Origin of the sequence: uncultured Eudoraea sp. (assembly GCF_947490415.1) — a bacterium.
GTDB lineage: Bacteria > Bacteroidota > Bacteroidia > Flavobacteriales > Flavobacteriaceae > Eudoraea.
Window position 1 is genome coordinate 253,360 of the sequence record NZ_CANLGX010000004.1, and the last position, 22,020, is coordinate 275,379.

A 22,020-nucleotide genomic window follows, 5' to 3' on the forward strand; every position below is an offset into this window, starting at 1 on the left:
TTATTAAACAGTATTAACTAGAAATTAGGTCTTATGAAAACTGTGTCGCTGCTTTTAATGCTTATTATTTCGAATCTGATTCACGCTCAGCAGGCAGGAACTCCTGTGTCATTTGTTCAGTCCGGACATTATTTGCCGGGAATTGCAGGTGTTCGCGATTATGCCAACCCGGGACAAGATGGCCTTTTCCTGATAGATTACAATGTATTTTTAAATGCTGATACATATTATGACCGGAATGGGAATAAAGTTAATAGTATTCAAGGTCCTTTAGGAAATACGATACCCCTTAATATTGATATTTCCGGCTATATCAATAGTCTTATGCTCGTTTATGCTACTCCCAAACTTCCGTTTTTAGGAAATGCACAGTATTTATTTATTGCTTCGCCTAATTATACCACAGCCAATGTCAGGGTTGGTCTAGGGGAGTTAATTAACAACCAACCCATTGAAGGAGGTGCCTCCGGATTTGGAGATTTATTTGTCTCACCACTTATGCTGTCCTGGGGATTTGAGAAATTTGATATTATCGGTGCTTATTTCTTTTATGCCCCTACCGGGAGATATGATACAGGAGCAAGTGATAATATAGGTCTCGGATACTGGTCTCATATTGTTCAATTAGCCTCTTATTACTATCCAAAAGCAGACAAATCTACCGCACTGTTGTTGATGCCATCTTACGAATTTCAAGGTAAAATAAAAGACGTAGATGTTAAGCCGGGAAGTCGCTTTACATTAGAATATGGAGTTAGTCAATATTTATCCGAACGATTTGAAGTATTCCTGCAGGGAGGCCATTCCTGGCAGGTTGGTGAAGATTCCGGAGGCGATGTGTATTGGGATAAATCGGTCAAGGATCGAATGAGTGTTTTTGGATTTGGTGCCGGCTATTGGTTAGTCCCGGAGACCTTCTACGCCAATGTGAAATATACTAGTTCATATGGCCTGAGGCAACAGTTTAAATCCAATTTATTTCAAATAGAATTGCTGTTCGTCCCTAATTTTCTTAAAAGTAAACCCGCATTGGAAGAATAATATGTGCTTCATATCCCGAATATAAGCAACTATAAAAAACTGGTAAATAAAACGTGGTGACAGCATAATACATAAGATGATAGCCTAATTAACAGACACTTACCTCAAAGGTTTGCCTTCAGTATAGGCCTACTTAAATCAATGTTTTAAAAAGAATGGACGAGAGTAATAGTACTATTCACTTTGTGGTTGGCTATGGTCTGTACACTTATGAAGAAACAAAACGAAACACAGAAATCTATTCAAAATTCTAAAGATTTAGGTGCTATTTTGGAAATGCCTGGGCCATTAAATAAAGACAAGCAACAAACCGTCAACAATGTATAAGTGTAATAATCCAGTTAGTACCTAACGTTATGCATTGTCAGCGAACAAGACCACACCTCAAAATGCAAGGAGTCTTTGAAACTGGCAAAACTATCAGATCCTAAACCAGTAATCCTATCAGGTGATTTCGGACATTTGGCATACAATTGAATGCGGAATTGAATCCAAACAATAAAGCGCTGTCTTATTTGGAATGTAATTACAAATAATTACATTTAGTCCCTTGGTTTTAGCTAAAATAAAATTAAATTTTAAACCATTTTAAATGAGTAGCAATAAAATTGTTGTTGGCAGTGAAGAGTGGTGTGCGCTCCCCCAACTGAATATTCCGGCAATAAAAGTTCGTGTAGATTCCGGTGCGAAAACATCGGCTTTACATGCTGTAAACATTATACCATTTAAAAAGGAAGGTATTCCATGGGTGAGGTATGAAGTGCATCCCTTACAAAATGAAGGAAAGACAACAATTTATTGTGAATCTCCTGTATTAGATAAAAGAAAAGTAAAAAGTTCAAGTGGCTTTGGAGAAATACGCTACGTAATAAAGACGGCTTTAGCAATAGCGAAATCTTCCTGGGAAATTGAAATTACTTTAACGAACAGAGATTCTATGGGGTATAGGATGTTGCTGGGAAGACAGGCTATGGCAGGGAAAATTCTGGTAGATCCGGAGGCCGCTTTTCAATTGGGAGAACTTTCCACCCATATTTTAAAACAGCATTACAAAATTTATATTAATAAACCATCGGGGCTTAAAATTGGAATATTGGCTAGCAACCCGGATTTATACAGCAATCGGAGAATCATAGAGGCGGGGGAAGAAAGAGGTCATCAAATGGAATTTTTATATATCAAAGATTGCTATATTAAATTAGATGGAAAAAACCCTGAAATGCATTACCGCGGGGGAAGAATTTTAGACGATTTTGACGCGATTATACCCAGAATAAGGCCCAGTATTACTTTTTATGGTTGTGCTTTAACCCGGCATTTTGAGGCCATAGGAGTCTATGTGCAAAATTCTGCCTCATCTATTACCCAATCCAGAGATAAGCTATATTCATTACAATTGCTCATTAATAACGGTTTACCAATACCTACAACAGGCTTTGCCAATTCCCCATTAGACACCGATGATTTAATTAAAATGGTTGGAGGAGCACCCCTAATTGTTAAATTATTGGAAGGAACACAGGGTAAAGGAGTGGTTCTTGCTGAGACAAAAAAAGCAGCCGAGAGTCTTATCAATGCCTTTAAGAGTTTACGAGCTAATATCTTGGTTCAGGAATTTGTTAAAGAGGCCGAAGGAAAGGACATCCGTTGCTTTGTTATCAATGGTAAAGTTGTTGAAAGTATCATGCGAACCGCTGCACCTGGGGAGTTTAGGGCAAATATTCATATGGGAGGTACCGCTCAATTGATAAAAATTACACCTGAAGAAAGGAGGATCGCTATTTTAGCAGCAAAGACCATGAATTTAAAAGTTGCCGGTGTTGATATAATTAGAGGACATAACGGGGCTTTATTGCTCGAAGTTAATTCATCCCCGGGCCTTGAAGGGATTGAAGGTGTGTCCAAAAAGGATATTGCCGGCTTGATGATAGAAGCTATAGAAAAAGATTTAAAACCAAAGAAAATCAATTAATTCTGAATGGAAAACTCCATTTACCGGCTATTTGTTAGATAAATACCTATAATATTTAGAATAAATATATGATACAAAACATTGAAAATATAGAATTACAATTTTTGACCATAAATGACTATCAGGAGTTAAAACAAGCGATGATTGAAGCATATTCCAATATGCCCAATTCCTACTGGAAAGAATCTCATATCCAATCATTGATTACCAAATTTTCTGAAGGACAGGTAGTGATTAAAGTAAATAACCAACTTGCAGGATGTGCGCTCTCGATTATTGTTGATTACGATAAATTTGATGATCACCATACCTACAAGGAAATAACGGGAAACTACACTTTTGACACCCACAATAAAGATGGAGACGTTTTGTATGGAATTGATGTTTTTATCAAATCTGAATATCGGGGGCTAAGACTGGGTCGCAGGTTGTATGATTACAGAAAGGAACTATGTGAAAAATTAAACCTGAGAGGAATCGCATTTGGAGGTAGAATCCCAAATTATTCCAAACATTCCGAGCTATTATCCCCCAAAGAATATATAGAAAAGGTTAAAAGAAAAGAAATTCAGGACCCTGTATTAAATTTTCAAATATCCAATGATTTTCATCCTTCAAAAGTTTTAAAGGGTTATTTGGAAGGTGATGAAGCCTCAAATGAATATGCAGTTTTATTAGAATGGGATAATGTGTATTACCACAAACACGTTTCAAAAGCATTCATCAAGAAAAAAGTGGTTCGTCTTGGTTTAATTCAATGGCAAATGCGATTGTATCACAACCTGGTTGAATTAATGCAACAAGCAGAGTATTTTGTAGATGCTGTTTCTGCCTATCGTTCTGATTTTGCTTTATTCCCGGAATTCTTTAACGCACCCCTCATGGCAGATAACAATCATCTCCCTGAATCTGAAGCTATAAGAGAGTTGGCTAAACATACTCCTGAGATAGTTCAAAAATTTTCTGAACTGGCGATATCTTACAACATTAATATTATCACAGGTAGCATGCCTGAATTAAAAGACGACTTTCTGTACAATGCTGGCTATTTATGCAAAAGAGATGGAACAACCGAAAGGTATGAAAAACTTCATGTTACCCCTGATGAAGCGAAGGTTTGGGGAATGCAAGGGGGAAATAATTTAAAAACTTTCGATACCGATTGTGGAAAGATCGGAATACTTATCTGTTACGATTCAGAATTTCCTGAGCTCAGTAGAATTTTAGCAGATGAAGGAATGGATATTTTATTTATTCCTTTTTTAACAGACACTCAAAATGGCTATTCAAGAGTACGTCATTGTGCGCAGGCAAGAGCTATCGAAAATGAATGTTATGTTGCAATAGCAGGAAGCGTGGGTAATTTGCCCAAAGTTCATAATATGGATATTCAATTTGCACAATCAATGGTTTTTACTCCTTGTGATTTTTCCTTTCCTGCGAATGGAATAAAGGCAGAAGCTACCACAAATACAGAAATGATATTAATTGCGGATGTTGATATTGATTTGTTGCGTGAACTGAATCAGTTTGGCAGTGTAAGAAATCTAAGAGATCGAAGGAAAGATCTTTTTGAATTAAAAAAAATTATTCCTAACAAGGAATAAGCACTCTTAAAATATCACCTTGCACTATTGTTTGACTCTTATAACTTTTTATAAAGGAAGATTCCGATAAATGCAACTATTGCCAGAATTGAAATTAATAGTAGCGCCCGCCAAAAGATGACGTCTGCAATGTCTTTGACATTGGTCACGGTTAGCTTAATTCCCTGATTGTTCAGTGCATTTAAATCTTTAAAACCCGCTTCGCGCTGAATAGTCATTTCATTGCTTAAGTGTTGCAGTACAATTGCTCTTTCCTTCCGGATTTCCTCCAAAACGGCCATCCGCTCCTGCTTAATCGCTTCCAAAACAATTCTTCGCTCTGCGGTTAGGTCGCGCATTACCTTTGAACGCTGATTATCAATTAATTCAGGACTGGATTCAATCAATACCACTGCTCTTTCCAATAAATAAGTGAGTGTGTCCAAACGTCCATTTAATTGTGAATTGGCTAATATATCATTTAATAAATATTCGGATTGCCAGCGTATTTGATTTGGCAGAATCTCAGTGTAAGTATTAATCCGGGTACTTAATTCATCAAGACTTTGAGCCATTCCTTCGGCAAGGGTTTTGAATTTTACTTTTTCTTCCTTTTGAATACTGGCCATAAGTGCTAAAGTAGATTTCCTGTTGAAATAGGAACTGGTAATGGGATTCTGCTCTGCAAAATCTTTAACCTTTTGAATTCCAATGGAAATATCTCTGGGATGAGTAATATAAAGTCCAATATCAATTAATTCCTTCCATAGTTTATCCGAGGCCCTGATTGCAATCCCTTGATGTTCCCCAAAAATTTCCTTGCCCGCTCCCTTTTCAAAATACAGTTTCATCTGATAACTAAAAACCGAAACATCTATAAAGGCCGCAAAAGGATCCGTGCTAAAGATGGCACCCTGAGCCACGGGAATAGCATTCATTTTCCAAAATAAAGCCTGATTATCAATTCTGTAATCATCGGAAAAATACATGATACTATCAGCTGCCTCTGTAACCGTCCGGGCAAACCCACGGAAGTAATCATCCATGGTCAACCTTAACTCCAGGATAGATATTTCAATAGCGTCTCCACTAGGAGTAACTGTAGACTTTTTTTTCCTTTGCTGTGCAATTGCTATCTGGCTGACTAGTACCAGGATCAGAATAAACCCTTTAATTAAAGGTAATCTTAGGGAAATATTGGCCATGACTATTGTGTGTATAGAATGCTTTTCAGGTATCCATATTTAATGGCACCTTAATGTTAAAAGTACTATATTTTTAAAACATTCTCCTCTCTTCAAAAGGATATTATTGCCCGTAAATAACCATAGCTAAACTGGCTATACAATCTAATCCGGGAGACTGCGTTTATTAAAGGATATATTCATTGCAATTAGTATAGCCAAATGACTGAAAACCAGGATAGTTTAAATAATCTTTCCAAGAAACTGGAAACACTCCTAAAAAGGCAGGATATTTTTTTAGAAGAAGTAAATGCCCTGAAAGCAGAAATAAACCAGTTAAAACAGGCAGAAATAAAACAACCTTCGGAAAAAAAAGAAACAATTGAGGATAAACCCTCGCACCAGTCCGGTAATGCATCCCAGCCTGTTATGGCATCCGAGCCTGTTACGGCATCCAAAAAATTGTACAGAGATGTCAATCATAGAATTTTAGGAGGTGTTTGTTCCGGAATAGCAGAATATCTTGGGCTCAATAAAATTTTGATACGTTTTCTTTGGTTGCTATTTTCCTTCTTTTTTGGCATAGGGTTTTTTGTTTATATACTACTGTGGATCGTAATTCCTAAAACTAAAAAAACCTTAACAGTCCAAAAACCTTCACCAATCAGCACCGAAAAACCCGTTGTTGAGAAAAAGCAGGTATTAGAGGAAAAGACTGTTATATTCAACACTCCGGCTAAAAATCAAAAATCAAAAATAAATTTTGATTGGGAAAAATTTATAGGTGAAAACTTAATTAATAAAATTGGTATTGCCATCCTGATTATTGGTGTGGGAATTGGTGCTAAATTTTCTATTGAGAACGACTTAATTAGCCCGTTGACAAGAATTATTTTAGGTTATTTAATTGGATTGGGGCTTTTAGGGGTTGGCATGAAATTGAAGGCAAAGTTTGCAAATTTTAGTGCAGTATTGGTTAGTGGCGCTATGGCCATACTATATTTTATGACCTATGTTGCATACAGTTTATATGATCTGTTTCCCCAAACAGTGACGTTCCTGTTAATGGTATTGTTTACAGTATTTATAATTATTGCTGCCTTAAACTATAACAAGCAAATTATTGCACATATAGGCCTGGTAGGTGCGTATGCAGTTCCTTTTCTGTTAGGTGATGATGCTGAAAATATTGCGGTTCTTTTCAGTTATATGTCAATTATCAATGGTGGAATACTTGTCCTCGCCTTTAAAAAATACTGGAAAGGACTTTACTTTTCATCTTTCGTGCTCACGTGGTTGATTTTTGCTTCATGGTATGCATCAGAATACCAAACCGAGGAACACTTTGTAGTGGCTATATGCTTTCTCTCTTTGTTTTTCGTTATTTTTTATGGCACTTTTCTTGCTTTCAAATTACAACAAAAAGAAAAATTTGAAATCACTGATATTCTCTTGCTGCTGGCTAATTCATTTATTTTTTACGGGATTGGATACGGCATTTTGGCAAGACACGAAACAGGCTCACAGTTCTTAGGTGTGTTTACAATTTTCAATGGTATATTACATTTTGCGGTCAGCTCTTATATTTACAAACAGAAACTGAACGATAAAAACCTGCTCTATTTTATTTCAGGATTGGTTTTGGTTTTTATTACCATTGCTATTCCCGTTCAGTTAGATGGAAATTGGGTGACTCTATTATGGGTTGGTGAGGCAGCATTATTGTTTTGGATTGGGAGAACAAAACAAATTCCGGTCTATGAAAACATTTCATACCCATTAATGCTTTTGGCTGTTATTAGCATTTTTCAGGATTGGTCAACTGCATATAATTTCAATATGTTTTACACAGGAGGTACAAAAATGACCCCGCTTCTTAATGTTAACTTTCTCAGTTCGCTACTATTCATTGCTGCATTCAGTTATATTACTGTTTTAAATTCTAACAAAAAATATGTCTCCTCCTTAATTACCAAGAAAGAATTACAGCAGTTAGTTTCTTTTCTAATTCCTGCCGTACTTCTGAGCACAATTTACTTTGCCTTTAGACTCGAAATAGGAAATTATTTTGATCAACTTTTTGCGAACTCCAAATTAACGATGAATGACTATGAAGAATTCTACAACTATGATCTCAGGAACTTCAAAACAATTTGGATCATCAATTATTCTCTGCTGTTTTTATCGGTGCTTTCCTTTGTGAATATCAAAAATTTGAAAAACAGAATATTAGGATTAATTAATCTTGCATTAAATACATTCGCTATTTTAATTTTTTTGACGCAAGGATTATATGTACTCAGCGAGTTACGTGAGAGCTATTTGGAACAATCCTTATCTGCCTATTATCAGATTGGAGCCTTTAATGTTGCTATCCGATATATTTCATTTGCCTTTGTGGCAATAACACTAATATCCTCTTATACCTATATTCGAAAGGAATTTATGAAAGTGGATTTTAAAATGGCCTTCGATTTGTTATTTCATATATCCATTCTATGGATAGTTACCAGCGAATTAATAAATTTAATGGATCTTTCAGGGTCTTCTCAAACCTATAAACTTGGCATTAGCATTCTTTGGGGTATATATTCCTTAATGTTAATCGCTCTGGGCATCTGGAAACATAAAAAGTACTTGCGCATAGGAGCCATAGCCTTATTTTCAATCACTTTGATGAAACTTTTCTTTTATGATATCTCTCAGCTTGACACCATTTCAAAAACCATTGTTTTTCTTTCACTGGGAATACTCCTTTTGATCATTTCATTTTTGTACAACAAATTCAAACATAAAATTTCCGATTAAATTGAAAGCGAAAATCAGTATCTGTTTACTACTATTAATCTGTGCATATTCCTATGCGCAAATTGATCAATACAGTTATAAAAGGGAATTGCTGGGAATTACAGACCAATGGCACAAAGTGGTCTTACCAGAAGATATTTATGGAAAAATGTCCCCGGAACTATCCGATATTAGAATTTTTGGGCTAACAGAAACCAATGATACAATTGAAGCTTCCTATTTGCTGCAACTCAAAACAGAAAAAGTTGTTGGTACTGAAGTGAAGTTCAAACTATTAAATACCACTCATAATGAAAAAGGGTATTATTTTACGATGGAAGTACCTACAGAAGATTCTGTAAATCAGTTAATGCTGAATTTTAAACAGGATAATTTCGATTGGATGCTGTCGCTGGAAGGAAGTCAAAATCAGCAGGAATGGTTTAATATTGTTGATGACCACCGCATTCTTTCCATCAAAAACGCTGAAACAAATTATCAATTTACCAAGGTTACTTTTCCTGAAACAAAGTACCGTTATTTTAGAGTCCTCATAAAAAGCAAAGAAAAACCAGATTTGTCCTTTGCGAAAATTGAATTTAATGAGGTTACCAATGGTAGTTTTAATAAATATGCTGCAGAAAAATTTGAGAGCATTGAAGATAAAAAGCGGAAACTTACGCTTGTTGAAATTGGTTTAAAAACACCCGTTCCTGTAAGTTCCATTAAAATTGATGTAAAAAATACATTCGACTATTACAGACCAATAACCATTTCCTATTTATCTGATAGTGTAAAAACGGAAAAGGGATATAAATATCAGTATCGGCAATTAGCATCAGGAACACTCAGTTCCTTTGAGAAAAATGAATTCGTATTTGAAAGTACAGTCCTTCAAAAACTAAAAATCAGCATCTACAATCAGGACAATGCATCTTTAACAATTCAAAAGCTAACCGCAAAGGGTTACGTTCATGAATTAGTTGTCAGGTTTACAGAACCCGCAACTTATTTCTTAGCCTATGGGAACAAAAAAGCAACTAAACCTAACTACGATATTGAGCGCTTTGTCTCAAATATTCCGGACACCCTAACTGCTTTAAATTTTGGAAAAGAGCAGCTCATTGATCAAAAGGAAGTTCTGGGATCCGAACCCTTGTTCAAAAATAAAAACTGGCTGTGGGCTATTATGACACTACTCATAATTGTACTTGGTTGGTTTTCGGTAAAAATGATCAAAACAAAATAGTGTTCCCCTGAATTACTTCTGGCGATACTATTTAAAAATACTTTTTCTATTATTATAATAAACTGAAGCTATTCCCTGATAGATCATTTATGCTACAGGAACTTTCAAACAGGCATATTGATTCTTCAGTACTAATCTGAAATTTCGTATTTTTAAACAGTTAGATTATAATTCCTGAATTTTCATTGAATACCAATCTAATTTGATCATCAACCATCCTTCAGTCCATAATTATAGCCTATCACTAAGCAATGATAAAATTCTTCAGAGGGCCGAACGATAAGCAAAGGTCTGGTAGACCTTTGATAGTGAGGAGCCAGATGGTGCGTGGGCAATTTAACTAATAACTATGATTAAATTTTTTAGACATATTCGCCAAAGACTGCTAACCGAAAACAAAATCAACAAATATTTATTATATGCAATCGGTGAAATCATTCTGGTAGTTATTGGAATTTTGATTGCCTTATGGATAAACAACCTCAATACAATAAAACAACAAAGACAGGTAGAAAAGATTTATTTGTTATCTCTTAAAGGAGAGTTTGAGCAGAATTATGATCTTTTAAATGGGACCATAAAAAATAATGAGCAGTTAATTAATCACTTGGAAAATCTCTCCATGCTTTTTGATAAAAACATATATGACACTATTACCGAAACTACCGTAAATAAATATCTTTTTAATGCAATATCCCCAACAGTAGAATTTAACCCAAGTATGGGCGTATTGACTGAAATAATAAGCTCTGGTAACCTTAAGAATATTGAGAACTATGAATTAAGACAATATCTGGCTTCTTTTGGAAATTCTATAGAAAAATTAAAACAACATCAAACAGATGGAGCAAAATTCTACGACAAAGCCGTCGAACATTATTTAAAAGATGGCAATTTAAAAAAAACCATAAGAATAATGGGGAGAGAAGTAAAAGGGAATTCAAAATTTGAATCAATAAATAATAAAAACCTTTTTAATTCTGTGGAATTCGAAAATCATATATTCCTTTATACGAGAATTTCAAAAACCAAGAGCGCCCTTCATTATCTGCCCTTAAAAAATGATATCGAAAAAATAATTCAGATAATTGAAACTGAGTTGAAAAATTAACGAGGGCTCAATCCCACAAACCGTTAGATATGGATGTACAACAACTTAAAAATAATTGGATTTACAGCCTGTTATTATTTGGGGTACTATCGGCAATTATGGCGCTGAATACCTCTGATTTTTTTTATAAATCGGGGTCCGCGGCGGTTGGGATTCTCATTATACTAATTCTCAACTTCAGAAAGGGCAAACAACCCAATGATACCTGGATGATCATAGGTGCTTTTTTGTTTTCTATTGCCGGAGACTGGTTCATGTCTAATAAACTGGGAGACCCAATGATGTTTAGCAAGGGCATTGCACTATTTTTTATAGCACATGCCTGTTATCTGGGGTTTGCTCTACTTAATGGTAAAATAAAATGGAGGTTTACGCTCATTATCCTAATGGCCTATTTGGTGTTTTTCTTCCTTTTACTTTATCCCTCTATTGACGATAAGGTTCTCATGTATGCTGCACTGGTTTATTTGCTCATTTCGTGCCTGACTTTTGGTGCTTCTTTTGGAATTAACGGAGATAAAGGCTTTAAATGGACTTATGTTTTTGGGATTTTTCTAATTGTATTTTCGGATACAATTATTGCTCTCACTGAATTTTTGGGATACACTAAACTTGATTTTATGATTTTACCTACCTACTATCTTGCGCATATTAGTATCACATTCTCATTAATTCGAAGAGAGAATTTACAGGGAAAATAATATGGAAATCTCATGAGAGCGTTGGTATATACAAAATACGGTTCACCAGAGGTTCTTCAGCTCAAGGAGATCGCAAAACCAACTCCTAAAGAGAATGAAGTTTTGGTAAAAATCCACGCTACAGCAGTGAATGATTACGACTGGAGTATGATTAGAGGAAAGCCCTACCTATATCGTTTACTGTATGGTATTTTAAAGCCAAAACACCAAATCCCCGGCATGGAACTGGCAGGAACTATTGAAGCTCTTGGTACAAATGCAGATTCGTTTAAAATTGGTGATGCCGTATATGGAGATATTTCGGAATATGGTTTTGGCAGTTTTGCAGAATACGTCTGCATTAATGAAAAAGCCTTGACCCTTAAGCCCATCAAAATGAGTTTTGAGGAAGCCGCTTCAATACCCCATGCAGCTATGTTGGCGGTACAGGGTCTGCTGGATATTGGCCAGCTTCAAAAAGGGCAGAAGATCCTGATTAATGGCGCAGGTGGTGGTATGGGAACATTCGCCTTACAAATTGCCAAGTTATATGATGCCGAAGTAACAGGAGTTGATACAGGGGATAAGCTAAAGATGATGAAGGAGCTTGGTTTTGATTATATCATAGATTATAAAAAGAAGGACTTCACCAAAAATAAACAGGGTTATGACCTGATCCTCGATGCCAAGACCACCCGCTCAACTTTCCGGTATTTGAATTCATTAAACCCCAATGGAAAGTATGTAACCGTTGGTGGTTACCTGAACCGCCTTATTCCGATTATTATCCTAAAACCCTGGATTTCTGTTTTTAGTAATAAGCGCGTCCATATAGTTGCCTTAAAACCAAATAAAGATTTGGAATATATAAACGAAATTTTCTCCGCTGGTAAAATTAAACCGGTAATAGATGGGCCTTACGAACTAAGTGAAGTACCCGGGTTAATTCAGTATTTTGGTGAGGGTGAACATATAGGTAAAATAACAATTAAAGTAGTTCAAAACGATAATAATAATAATAATAATAGATTAAATAGCATTAAAACGATTGGTTGAAGCATACTTAAACTTTTTTCGTCATAAAAGTTATTTCCCATTTAATCAAAAATTTTTAATAACATCCTCCTTAGCAAAAAAAGATGATTACTAAACAATTGATCCATAAATTGCCAAATTCTGTCCAAAAATGGCTTCTTAATAGTGGAATTATTGGGAAAGAATTTATTCGATCTGTTTTTTTACAACAAGACCTCCAATTAAAGATGAAACCTCAGCAAAAAGAATGGTATAATGCCAGAGCAAAACAATACTTCACAATAGAACCCCCGGCATTTAACTGGTCATTACATTTAAAAATTAAGTCATTAATTCCTATAGTAGGCAAGGATAAATTTGAGAATGGACAAGGTGAAATGCGCATCAACATGTTTTCGATTATACCTTTGGTAAATTTAAAAGACAATTCAAAACTAAATCAGGCAACGCTTCAGAGGTTTCTGGCCGAAATTGTTTGGTTTCCTTCTGCCGCCTTAAGTCCCTTTATCAGTTGGGAGCAAATTACTGATACTACTGTGAAAGCAACAATGTCTTACCTTGGCACAAAAGGTTCCGGCACATTTTATTTTAATAAGAATGGAGATTTTGAAAAATTCGAGGCGATGCGTTACATGGATGTCGAAGAAAATTCTGAACGAAAATTGTGGACTATAACAACTATTAAAACCGAAGAAAGAAATGGTATAAGAATCCCGGTAGAACTTAATGCAGATTGGAAATTGGAAAATGGTAATTGGACCTGGCTTAAACTTAAAATAAATGAAATCAATTATAACGCTTGAAAATAAGCGGACTAATTCTGTTGAAAATATTTATGTAACCGAATGATTACAATCAAAACCTACAAATCATGAGTAATACTAACGATTTAAGCAATCGTACATTAACAATTGAAAGAACGTTCAACGCACCCATTCAATTAGTTTGGGATGCCTGGACACAAGCTGGAAAAATTTCACTTTGGTGGGGACCAAAAGGGATGCAGACTAAAGTAATCCAGCACGACTTTAAAGTTGGCGGCACCTGGCAATATACTATGGAGATGCCGGACGGAAATAAATTTATTACGGAAGGTGTGTATTCAGAAATAGCTGAGCCCGGAAAAATAATATCATCCGCAGATTTCAAACCAATGACGGAGGGTGTAGAAATACAAGCACTATTTGAGGCAAACGGAGATAAAACCAATTTTGTTTTTAAAGTAGTTCATCCAACAGCGGAATATTGCAAAAAACAAGAGGAAATGGGCTTTTACAAGGGTTGGGGTTCCACTTTTGACAGACTGAACGAGTACCTCCAGGTGGAATAACCCTTTTCCCCGGACATCTTTTTCACTATGAGAAAACGGAATTGTAATTCTTCGTTATGAAGCAGGTTCCCGGTAACAAACTGAAAAAATGACAATTTCTCTTTTTATGGTACTTCGATAAGATATATTTGCAGAAAATTAGAATAGTGATCCGTATCAGGATAAAAAGCCTTTGCTTAATTCTCTTTTTCCTTTCTGTTTGCCTATATGCACAAACTGAAACAGAACCACCGACCAAAAATATAAATCAGCAGTCTCAGACCTGGATTTCACTTAACAGTGTTTTTCAGCTTAGCAATCATTGGTCCGGCCTGGTCGACCTACATATTCGGCGTAGCAATTTTGTAAAAATCCGAGTTTTAATTTTATCCGTTTTGGGGCTCGATACGGCTTTAACGACAACCTGAAGATCTCCGCGGGCTATGCACACCTCTGGCTGGCCAAAGACGAAAACTGGACCCTTTATCTAAACGAAAACAGGATATACCAGGAGTTTATTCTGGCAGACACCTACCCTACTTTTAGCGGCTTGTTTAGAATACGGACGGAGCAGCGTTTTTTTAACAATATTGAGGATGGGACATCCTTGAAGGATAACTATTTTATTAACCGCATCCGATTTTTGTTGAGTGTTAGCATCCCTTTTAAACAGGGCGGCAAAACTTCTTTTTTAGTTGCGAATGAAATCCACCTTAATTTTGGGAAGGAAGTCGTGTTCAATACTTTTGATCAAAATCGGTTTACAGTGGGTATCAAACAAAAACTAAATAAAAGTTGGAGTTTTGACTGCGGTTATATGTTGGTCTACCAGCAGTTGCTCAGTGGTACAGACTATAACCTTAACCATACCTTCCGTCTATTCTTTTATGGCAATTTTGATATGCGGAAAAATAAGGGAGAACAGATTAAGCACGGCCAGACGATAGACTAAACACTTCCATTTCTCTGTCAGAAATACCACTGACTCCCTTTAAACCATTTTTCAGCTTACATCTCTTATGTTAAGCTGCCATAAACTCTCCAAATAATAACAATAAAGATTTCCTGAAAAATCCGTATCTTGGAAGTAACTCCCCCATAAATACTAACCCGTAAAAAAATACTAAAATGAAAACAAAATTGTTTGGAATGCTCATGTTAGCCGTATTAACGCTCTTTGGCTGTAAAGAAAAAGAACAAGAGACGCAAATGACTATGGAAGAAAGTGTAGCTCCGGATTCTGCCGACTTTGATAAAAAAGTGGCGGTTATTCGCGCTTTTTTTCAGGCACATAGCGACGAAGATTTAGAGGCGCAAAGTGCTTTACTCGCAGATGATATGAAATGGAGCCCGCCGGCCTATAACGGTAACCAATGGTTAGGCAAAGAAGATCTTCTGGCAGCCCTTAAAAACTATCATGACAACTTTGACAATATTAAATATGCCGAAGGTATTGTCATGCCAGATTCTACAGCCAATGGCTTCTGGTCCGGATCTGTTTTCCCCGGGCAAAATGCAAATGCAAGCGCCGGCGTAATACGGGTGTACGGCACCTGGACCGCAACTCATACAGAAAGCGGAAAAGAAATAGGCGTTAAATTTTTTAATCTTTCTTCGGTCAATGAAGATGGGAAGATTGTACAGTCATCCGACTATTTTGATGTGAATGGCCTTGCAGCACAGATTGCAGCGCAAGAATAACCCATTGCGAATTAAAATCTAAGGTGGTCAAAATTTTGGCCACCTTTTTAATTTCCCGATATTTTTCAGATGCAGAAAAAAGTAAATCATTTTCGAAAAAAAAGTTAGTTTGAAAAATAAATCTATAAATTCAGCCAAAAAATTATGAAGAAAAAATATTTTTTAATCAGTTTTTCGTCAATAGTGCTTTTTTCAATTACCATGTGTTCACAAACCAAACCATTTGTTCCAAAAGACTTTAAAATTCCTGCTACATTGGAAAATCAGCAGCTGCGCATACGGATGCTTACCGTGAATGACGTAGTTAAAGACTATGATGCGGTGATGACCAGTATTGATCATTTGCAGAAAATGTTTCCTGTATCGAACTGGCCTACCAAAGACTTAACTTTTGAACAGGATTTAATTGATTTGGGATGGCACCAGAAAGAATTTCAAATGAGAAGTTCATTTGCCTATACCGTAGTTTCTTTAGATGAAAGCGAAGTACTTGGATGTCTTTATATCAATCCCACCACAAAGGGTGATTATGATGCCAGAATAACAATGTGGATTCGAACAAGTATGCTGGATAAAGGCCTGGATGATATACTTTTTAATTCTGTTAAAGAATGGATTGAAAAAGACTGGCCCTTCAAAAAAGTTGCTTATCCCGGAAGGGAGATAGCTTGGGAAGATTGGAAATCATTAAATTAGAGTTTGATTTCGCACCAACCATAAACCTTGTACTAATAATTTTTAATGCCCTATGAAAAATATATTCCTGATTCTTCTCGTCTCCACCTATCTGGGTTTCTTGAATGCCCAAACACCTAAATCCCCTTCTTTTGAAGATATTATTTCTTTGAGATCTTTTTATAATGCTATGATTTCGCCGGACGGCAACCACATTGTATTTGAGTCGCAAGCTACAGATTGGAAAGAAAACAAGTATGACAGGGAATTATGGCTTTCAAAGAACGGGGGTAAACCATTTCAGCTAACTAATAATCTTAAAGAGAGTAGTACCAACCCTGAGTGGTCACCAGATGGCCAATGGATTGCTTTTCTGTCCAAACGAGGTGAAAAAACCCAAATACACGTAATTCGAGTGGATGGTGGAGAAGCTTTTCAAGTTACGCATACTGATAACAACATCAGGGATTTTGAATGGTCTCCGGACAGTCAAAAAATTGCATTTCTTCAATCTGAAGACAAATCAAAAGAAGAAAAAAAACGTAAAGAAAAATATGGAGGTTTTGCTGTAGAAGATGAGGAATACAATTTAAATCAGATTTGGGTAGCCGATTTCAAACCAGCGCAATTAAACCAAAAGCTACGACCAGATCAGCTAAAGGATACTGTTTATGCCGAAAAGCTCAAAGCCAAATTGTTACTCGATAGTGCGGCGTTTTCCATTAATAGATTTAAATGGTCTCCGGATGGTAAGAAAATAGCACTGGAACATCAGCCCGACCCTTTAATAAACAGCTTTTTCAAAGCCGATATTTCGATCTATGATATAGCTACAAAAACACACAAACTCCTGATAAATAATTTAAGTTACGATGGACTAATAGATTGGTCCCCGGATGGCAATGCCATTCTTTATCAAACCAACCTCAACGATAGCATCTCTAATTATTATGCAAACGGGAAGCTATTCAGAATTAATACAGACGGGTCACAAAATAAACAACTGGCAGCGGATTTTGATGAGGAAATCTCGCGTTTAAAGTGGACCAAAAATGGAATATTTGGAATCGCATGGCAGAAGACTAAACGTCCTATACTAAGGATAAATCCGGAAAATGGGAAGACAAAAATATTTGCTGTCAACTCAGAGAGAATATGGAATTACTCCTTTTCAAAAGATGGTGAAAAAATAGCGTATACAGCTTCAAATGACCATGATTTAAGAGAAATCTACCATGGCGATTACCCCTTGAAAGATTCAAGAAAAATTACCGGATCAACTGCACAACTAAACAATTGGTTAGTGGCCAAAAGTGAGGTTATTTCCTGGAAAAGTCAAGATGGGGCAGTCATTGAAGGCGTATTGCACAAACCTCAGGATTATGACCCTGCTAAAAAATATCCGCTGCTGGTAATCATTCACGGAGGGCCAACTGGCATCTCAACCCCCGGCCCTACCCCATCTTATGTTTATCCTATGGTGCAATGGCTAAATAAAGGGGCGTTGATATTACGACCAAATTACAGAGGATCTGCAGGATACGGCGAGGCGTTCAGGTCTTTAAATGTTAAGAATTTAGGCGTTGGAGATGCATGGGACGTATTATCGGGGGTTGCAGCCCTGGAAGATCATGGAATTATTGATGGCAATAAAGTGGGCGCTATGGGCTGGAGCCAGGGTGGCTACATTTCTGCTTTTTTAACCATAAACTCCACAAAATTCAAAGCTATTTCTGTGGGTGCGGGGATTTCTAACTGGATGACCTATTATGTAAATACGGATATACATCCATTTACCAGGCAATATTTAAAAGGAACACCCTGGAGTGATAAAGAAATCTATGAGAAAACCTCTCCTATGACTAACATAAATAATGCTTCCACCCCAACGCTGATCCAACATGGAGAATTTGACAAACGAGTTCCTGTGGCAAATGCCTATGAATTGTTTCAAGGTCTGCAGGATAAAGAGGTTAAAACCGAATTAATAATTTACAAAGGGTTTGGCCATGGTATAAATAAACCAAAAGAAAGGCTTGCAGCTACCTGGCACAATTGGAAGTGGTTTGGGAAATACATTTGGGATGAAGATATTGAAGTGCCCGAAGAATAAACAAAAGAAACAAAATGAAGATTAAACGCTTAAAATCAATTTTCAAAAATAATATTTTCCTTTGTTCAATATTCCTGTGTGCTTACACCTCATTTAGTCAGGATTCTATTTCAATTGATTCGGCATTCGATAAAAACTCCAAAACCTTTGTAGCTGTTCCGTTAATTACAAATAATCCCACTATGGGTACCGGGTTTGGGGGTCTTGGAATGTATTTTTTTAAACTCAAGAAGGATGATGAAGGTTCCCCACCCTCTCTCATCTCCCTTTATGGTATTTACAGCACCAATAACAGTTATATAATTGCCCCTTTTGGTCGCTTTTTTTGGAATGAAGATAAAAACAGAGCCACTTTTGGCATTGGCACTTTAAAAATAAACAATGATTTTCTTTATGAAGAACAGGGAAACGACCTTCGCCTGGTCTATTCTGAACTAAGAACTTTTGTTTCTGCAGAATACAGTCGTAAAGTCATTGGAGATTTCTATTTGGGATTATTATATCTGGGAACCAAAACCAGTTACAAGTTCGATCAGGGTTCGGATGAAGAAAATGAGTTTACTAAAGATTTTTTTGAACAAAATGGTATTCAGGATAACTTTGTTTCCAGTGTAGGACTTAATTTTTCTTTTGATAATAGAGACTATCCCTATTACCCAACCAGAGGATTAAGTTTCAGTGTTCGCCCAAAACTCAACGCAGACTGGCTTGGAAGTGATAATAACTATGTAGATACCGACTATTCCTTTAACTATTTCTATTCTTTTAAAGAAAATCAAATATTAGCCTTTGATCTTTCCGGTGGCTTTGCGTTTGGAGATGTTCCTTTTGATGGGTACCAAAACTACGGCGTTCGTAACAGTTTAAGGGGATACCAAACCGGCAAATATAAAGGTCGCCATATGATTGCATTGCAAGCTGAATACAGATGGCGCTTCTACAGAAAATGGGGAGCGGTATTTTTTGCAGGAACAGGCAGTATCTGGGGTAATGAAAATAATGGTGAAGAAGAGTTTGAACGAGAATGGTTACCAAGTGCAGGAATGGGTATGCGATATATGGTTTCTAAAGCTAAAAAGATAAATATTCGTCTGGATTACGCCATTGGCGTTGATGGAAATGAAGGTTTTTATTTTGGGGTAATGGAAGCTTTTTAGCCCTGGTAATGGATGACAAAAGAAAAATAAGCGACTTTGGTGAAAAATAGTACCTAACCATTAGACCATTTCCTCAAGTACTTAAATCTAAATGAAGGTTATCTCCTTCTTCAATTCGTATTAATTAAGTATATTTCTGCTATAGAAAATCCGGTAGTCATTTTGACTATTTTTATCTTTTTTGGCATAAACAATTACTAAATCCATATCACACAATGAGTTATTATTTTAATACCCTTATAAAGGGAAAAAGCTTTGAAGAAGCGATCGAAAAAGTTACGGCAGAACTTAAAAAAGAAGGTTTCGGGGTACTCACCGAAATCGATGTGAAAGAAACATTGAAAAATAAAATCGACGTTGATTTCAAGAAATACAAGATTTTGGGGGCCTGTAATCCCCATTTTGCATATAAAGCATTGCAAAGTGAAGATAAAATTGGGGTTTTCCTTCCTTGTAATGTTATTGTTGAGGAGCATGAAAACGGGGAAATTGAAGTTTCCGCCGTCGATCCAATTGCATCTATGAGTACTGTTAAAAATGAGACTTTGGGCAGTCTTGCATCGGAGGTTCAGGAAAAGCTTATGAAGGTGATTGAGAACCTCAGCACTTAAAGATAATATTAAAGCTTAATTCTTATGATAAATTACCTAAAAGACCTTCAAGGAACATTTCTTGCCTTAATCCTCCTGTTCTTCTGTCTTAATTCCTCCATCAGTTATGCCCAGGATATTCCTGAATGGATCACAAAAAGTAATCAATATACCGGAAAACTACTCGAAGTAATTGCAAAGAATAATCCGGAATCTGCCGCAAGACTTGGTGTAGATGGATTTGATGATAAAATTTCTGATTTATCGGAGGGATTTAATGAAAGAGCCCTCGTGGATCTGGATGAGGTCAACCAATATTTCAAATCCCAACTAGCCTCAACTGAAGATGATCTTATAAAACAAGACCTTCTAATCTTAATAGAAAGTACAGAAAACGAGATAGAAGAAATTCAATTAACTGAAGCCAATTTACTACCCTATTACAATGCTACAAGCAGGATATATAACGGAATCCGTGGTTTATTGGAAGATCGCATTCCTGCGGAGCGCAGGCAGGCGGCCCTTTTACGTTTAAAAAAATATGTGGGTAGTGAAAAAGGCTATGTACCCTTAACAAACCTGGCTCGTGAAGAAATGCAAAGGGAATGGAACAAAAATAGGGATAGAATTGCTCCTTATAAGGAAGAGGTAGAGCGCGACCTTAAAACAAGTGAAGAGTATATAAAAGAAATTGAAGTCTTGTTTATAAAATACGAGATCAAAGGATTTGAAAAGGACTATAAAAAGTTGGTTTCCCAGTTGGAAAGTTATCAAGATTATATCCGCGACGAGGTTTTACCCAACACCAGAACAGACTTTAAACTTCCCCTGGCTATCTATTCATATAACTTAAAGGAATATGGGGTAGATATGCCTATAGAAGAATTGCAACGCAGGGCAATGGTGGCCTTTAAAGAACTGCAGACGCAATTGCAGGTCCTGGGAAAAATTATCGCAGAAAAAAATAATTATCCGTCTTACGACTACAGGGATGTTCTTCGCTCTATGAAAAAAGAACAGCTAGACAGTGCAAACATTTTAACGGTTTACAGACAGCAGATCAAGGAGATTGAAGCAATTATAAAAGACCAGCAAATATTGACTTTACCCGACAGAGAAATGACAATTCGTTTGGCTTCCCCGGCAGAAAGTGCCGCTGCACCCGCTCCGTTTATGAGCCCTCCAAGACTAATTGGGAATACTGGTGAATATGGCGAATTTGTACTTCCCCTAAAGGCAACGGGAGGTTCAGATGGGACTTCCTTAAAAATTGATGATTTTACACACCTCTCCGCTTCATGGCCTTTGACCGCACATGAAGGCCGTCCCGGTCATGAATTACAGTTTACAGCAATGGTAGAAAGAGGTGTTTCTCAGGCCCGGGTCATCTTTGCTGCTAACAGTGTAAATATAGAAGGTTGGGCCTTGTATTCGGAAGAGATACTACTACCGTTTCTGCCTATTGAAGGGCAGTTTATGACTCTTTGGAGCAGATTGGTACGTTCCGGGCGTGCTTTTCTTGACCCCGGATTGAATTTAGGTACAATTACACCAGAGGATGCCAGATATATATTAAGTCATGAGATTGTGCTTTCTGAGGCATTGGTGCGGTCAGAATTGGAACGGTACCAGTTTAGAGCCCCCGGTCAGGCCACCTCTTACTTTAATGGGTATCTAAGATTGATGGAATTAAGGGCCGAAACCGAACTTATTCTGGGAGAAAAATTTGATCAGCTCGCATTTCATGATTTTGTATTAGGACAGGGACTTTTGCCTCCGCGATTAATAAAAAAAGCCGTGCTTGAAGAGTTTATCCCTTCCTACAACTAA

At 36.6% G+C, this 22,020-nt stretch carries 18 protein-coding genes; 17 read left to right on the forward strand and 1 reads right to left on the reverse strand.

Going from position 1 to position 22,020, the window contains the following annotated elements; genetic code table 11:
• The first annotated feature begins 33 nt into the window (after positions 1–33).
• From Q0874_RS12315 to Q0874_RS12325, 3 genes are all read left to right on the forward strand, one after another.
• Complete coding sequence (locus Q0874_RS12315; RefSeq protein WP_299163608.1) at positions 34–1,041, forward strand: transporter; 1,008 nt, start codon at positions 34–36, stop codon at positions 1,039–1,041.
• 592 nt (positions 1,042–1,633) lie between these two features.
• Positions 1,634–3,013 carry a 30S ribosomal protein S6--L-glutamate ligase gene (rimK, locus tag Q0874_RS12320; protein WP_299163610.1) on the forward strand — a complete coding sequence of 460 codons (1,380 nt, stop codon included), beginning with the start codon at positions 1,634–1,636 and terminating at the stop codon, positions 3,011–3,013.
• Positions 3,014–3,081: 68 nt separating this feature from the next.
• The gene (locus Q0874_RS12325) at positions 3,082–4,620 is read left to right on the forward strand and encodes a bifunctional GNAT family N-acetyltransferase/carbon-nitrogen hydrolase family protein (protein ID WP_299163612.1); all 1,539 of its coding nucleotides are present in this window, start codon (positions 3,082–3,084) and stop codon (positions 4,618–4,620) included.
• A 38-nt stretch (positions 4,621–4,658) separates the two neighbouring features.
• Here Q0874_RS12325 and Q0874_RS12330 read toward each other — a convergent pair whose 3' ends face one another.
• Complete coding sequence (locus Q0874_RS12330; protein ID WP_299163614.1) at positions 4,659–5,804, reverse strand: hypothetical protein; 1,146 nt, start codon at positions 5,802–5,804, stop codon at positions 4,659–4,661.
• A 201-nt stretch (positions 5,805–6,005) separates the two neighbouring features.
• Between Q0874_RS12330 and Q0874_RS12335 the strand changes: the two genes are divergently transcribed.
• The 14 genes from Q0874_RS12335 (at position 6,006) to Q0874_RS12400 (ending at position 22,020) form a co-directional block, all read left to right on the forward strand.
• Positions 6,006–8,591, forward strand: a complete 2,586-nt coding sequence (locus Q0874_RS12335; protein ID WP_299163615.1) for a DUF2339 domain-containing protein — start codon at positions 6,006–6,008, stop codon at positions 8,589–8,591.
• 1 nt (position 8,592) lies between these two features.
• Positions 8,593–9,819 carry a DUF3999 family protein gene (locus Q0874_RS12340; protein ID WP_299163616.1) on the forward strand — a complete coding sequence of 409 codons (1,227 nt, stop codon included), beginning with the start codon at positions 8,593–8,595 and terminating at the stop codon, positions 9,817–9,819.
• Between the two features lie 349 nt (positions 9,820–10,168).
• Positions 10,169–10,930: a hypothetical protein gene (locus tag Q0874_RS12345; RefSeq protein ID WP_299163617.1), complete on the forward strand. Its 762-nt coding sequence runs from the start codon at positions 10,169–10,171 to the stop codon at positions 10,928–10,930.
• A gap of 29 nt (positions 10,931–10,959) precedes the next feature.
• The gene (locus tag Q0874_RS12350) at positions 10,960–11,631 is read left to right on the forward strand and encodes a lysoplasmalogenase (protein ID WP_299163618.1); all 672 of its coding nucleotides are present in this window, start codon (positions 10,960–10,962) and stop codon (positions 11,629–11,631) included.
• A gap of 12 nt (positions 11,632–11,643) precedes the next feature.
• Positions 11,644–12,666, forward strand: coding sequence for an NAD(P)-dependent alcohol dehydrogenase (locus Q0874_RS12355; RefSeq protein WP_299163619.1), 1,023 nt, complete (start codon positions 11,644–11,646; stop codon positions 12,664–12,666).
• Positions 12,667–12,749: 83 nt separating this feature from the next.
• Positions 12,750–13,448, forward strand: coding sequence for a DUF6544 family protein (locus Q0874_RS12360; RefSeq protein ID WP_299163620.1), 699 nt, complete (start codon positions 12,750–12,752; stop codon positions 13,446–13,448).
• A 68-nt stretch (positions 13,449–13,516) separates the two neighbouring features.
• The gene (locus tag Q0874_RS12365; protein WP_299163621.1) at positions 13,517–13,975 is read left to right on the forward strand and encodes an SRPBCC domain-containing protein; all 459 of its coding nucleotides are present in this window, start codon (positions 13,517–13,519) and stop codon (positions 13,973–13,975) included.
• A 367-nt stretch (positions 13,976–14,342) separates the two neighbouring features.
• Positions 14,343–14,906 (forward strand): DUF2490 domain-containing protein, encoded by a 564-nt coding sequence (locus tag Q0874_RS12370; protein ID WP_299163976.1) that lies wholly within the window; start codon positions 14,343–14,345, stop codon positions 14,904–14,906.
• 176 nt (positions 14,907–15,082) lie between these two features.
• Entirely contained in the window at positions 15,083–15,655 is a 573-nt protein-coding gene (locus Q0874_RS12375; RefSeq protein WP_299163622.1) for a nuclear transport factor 2 family protein, read from the forward strand.
• A gap of 144 nt (positions 15,656–15,799) precedes the next feature.
• Positions 15,800–16,351 carry a GNAT family N-acetyltransferase gene (locus tag Q0874_RS12380; protein WP_299163623.1) on the forward strand — a complete coding sequence of 184 codons (552 nt, stop codon included), beginning with the start codon at positions 15,800–15,802 and terminating at the stop codon, positions 16,349–16,351.
• Positions 16,352–16,403: 52 nt separating this feature from the next.
• The gene (locus tag Q0874_RS12385; protein WP_299163624.1) at positions 16,404–18,443 is read left to right on the forward strand and encodes a S9 family peptidase; all 2,040 of its coding nucleotides are present in this window, start codon (positions 16,404–16,406) and stop codon (positions 18,441–18,443) included.
• 14 nt (positions 18,444–18,457) lie between these two features.
• Positions 18,458–19,600, forward strand: coding sequence for a BamA/TamA family outer membrane protein (locus Q0874_RS12390; RefSeq protein WP_299163625.1), 1,143 nt, complete (start codon positions 18,458–18,460; stop codon positions 19,598–19,600).
• A 215-nt stretch (positions 19,601–19,815) separates the two neighbouring features.
• Positions 19,816–20,211 carry a DUF302 domain-containing protein gene (locus Q0874_RS12395; protein ID WP_299163626.1) on the forward strand — a complete coding sequence of 132 codons (396 nt, stop codon included), beginning with the start codon at positions 19,816–19,818 and terminating at the stop codon, positions 20,209–20,211.
• 24 nt (positions 20,212–20,235) lie between these two features.
• Positions 20,236–22,020 (forward strand): DUF885 domain-containing protein, encoded by a 1,785-nt coding sequence (locus tag Q0874_RS12400; RefSeq protein ID WP_299163628.1) that lies wholly within the window; start codon positions 20,236–20,238, stop codon positions 22,018–22,020.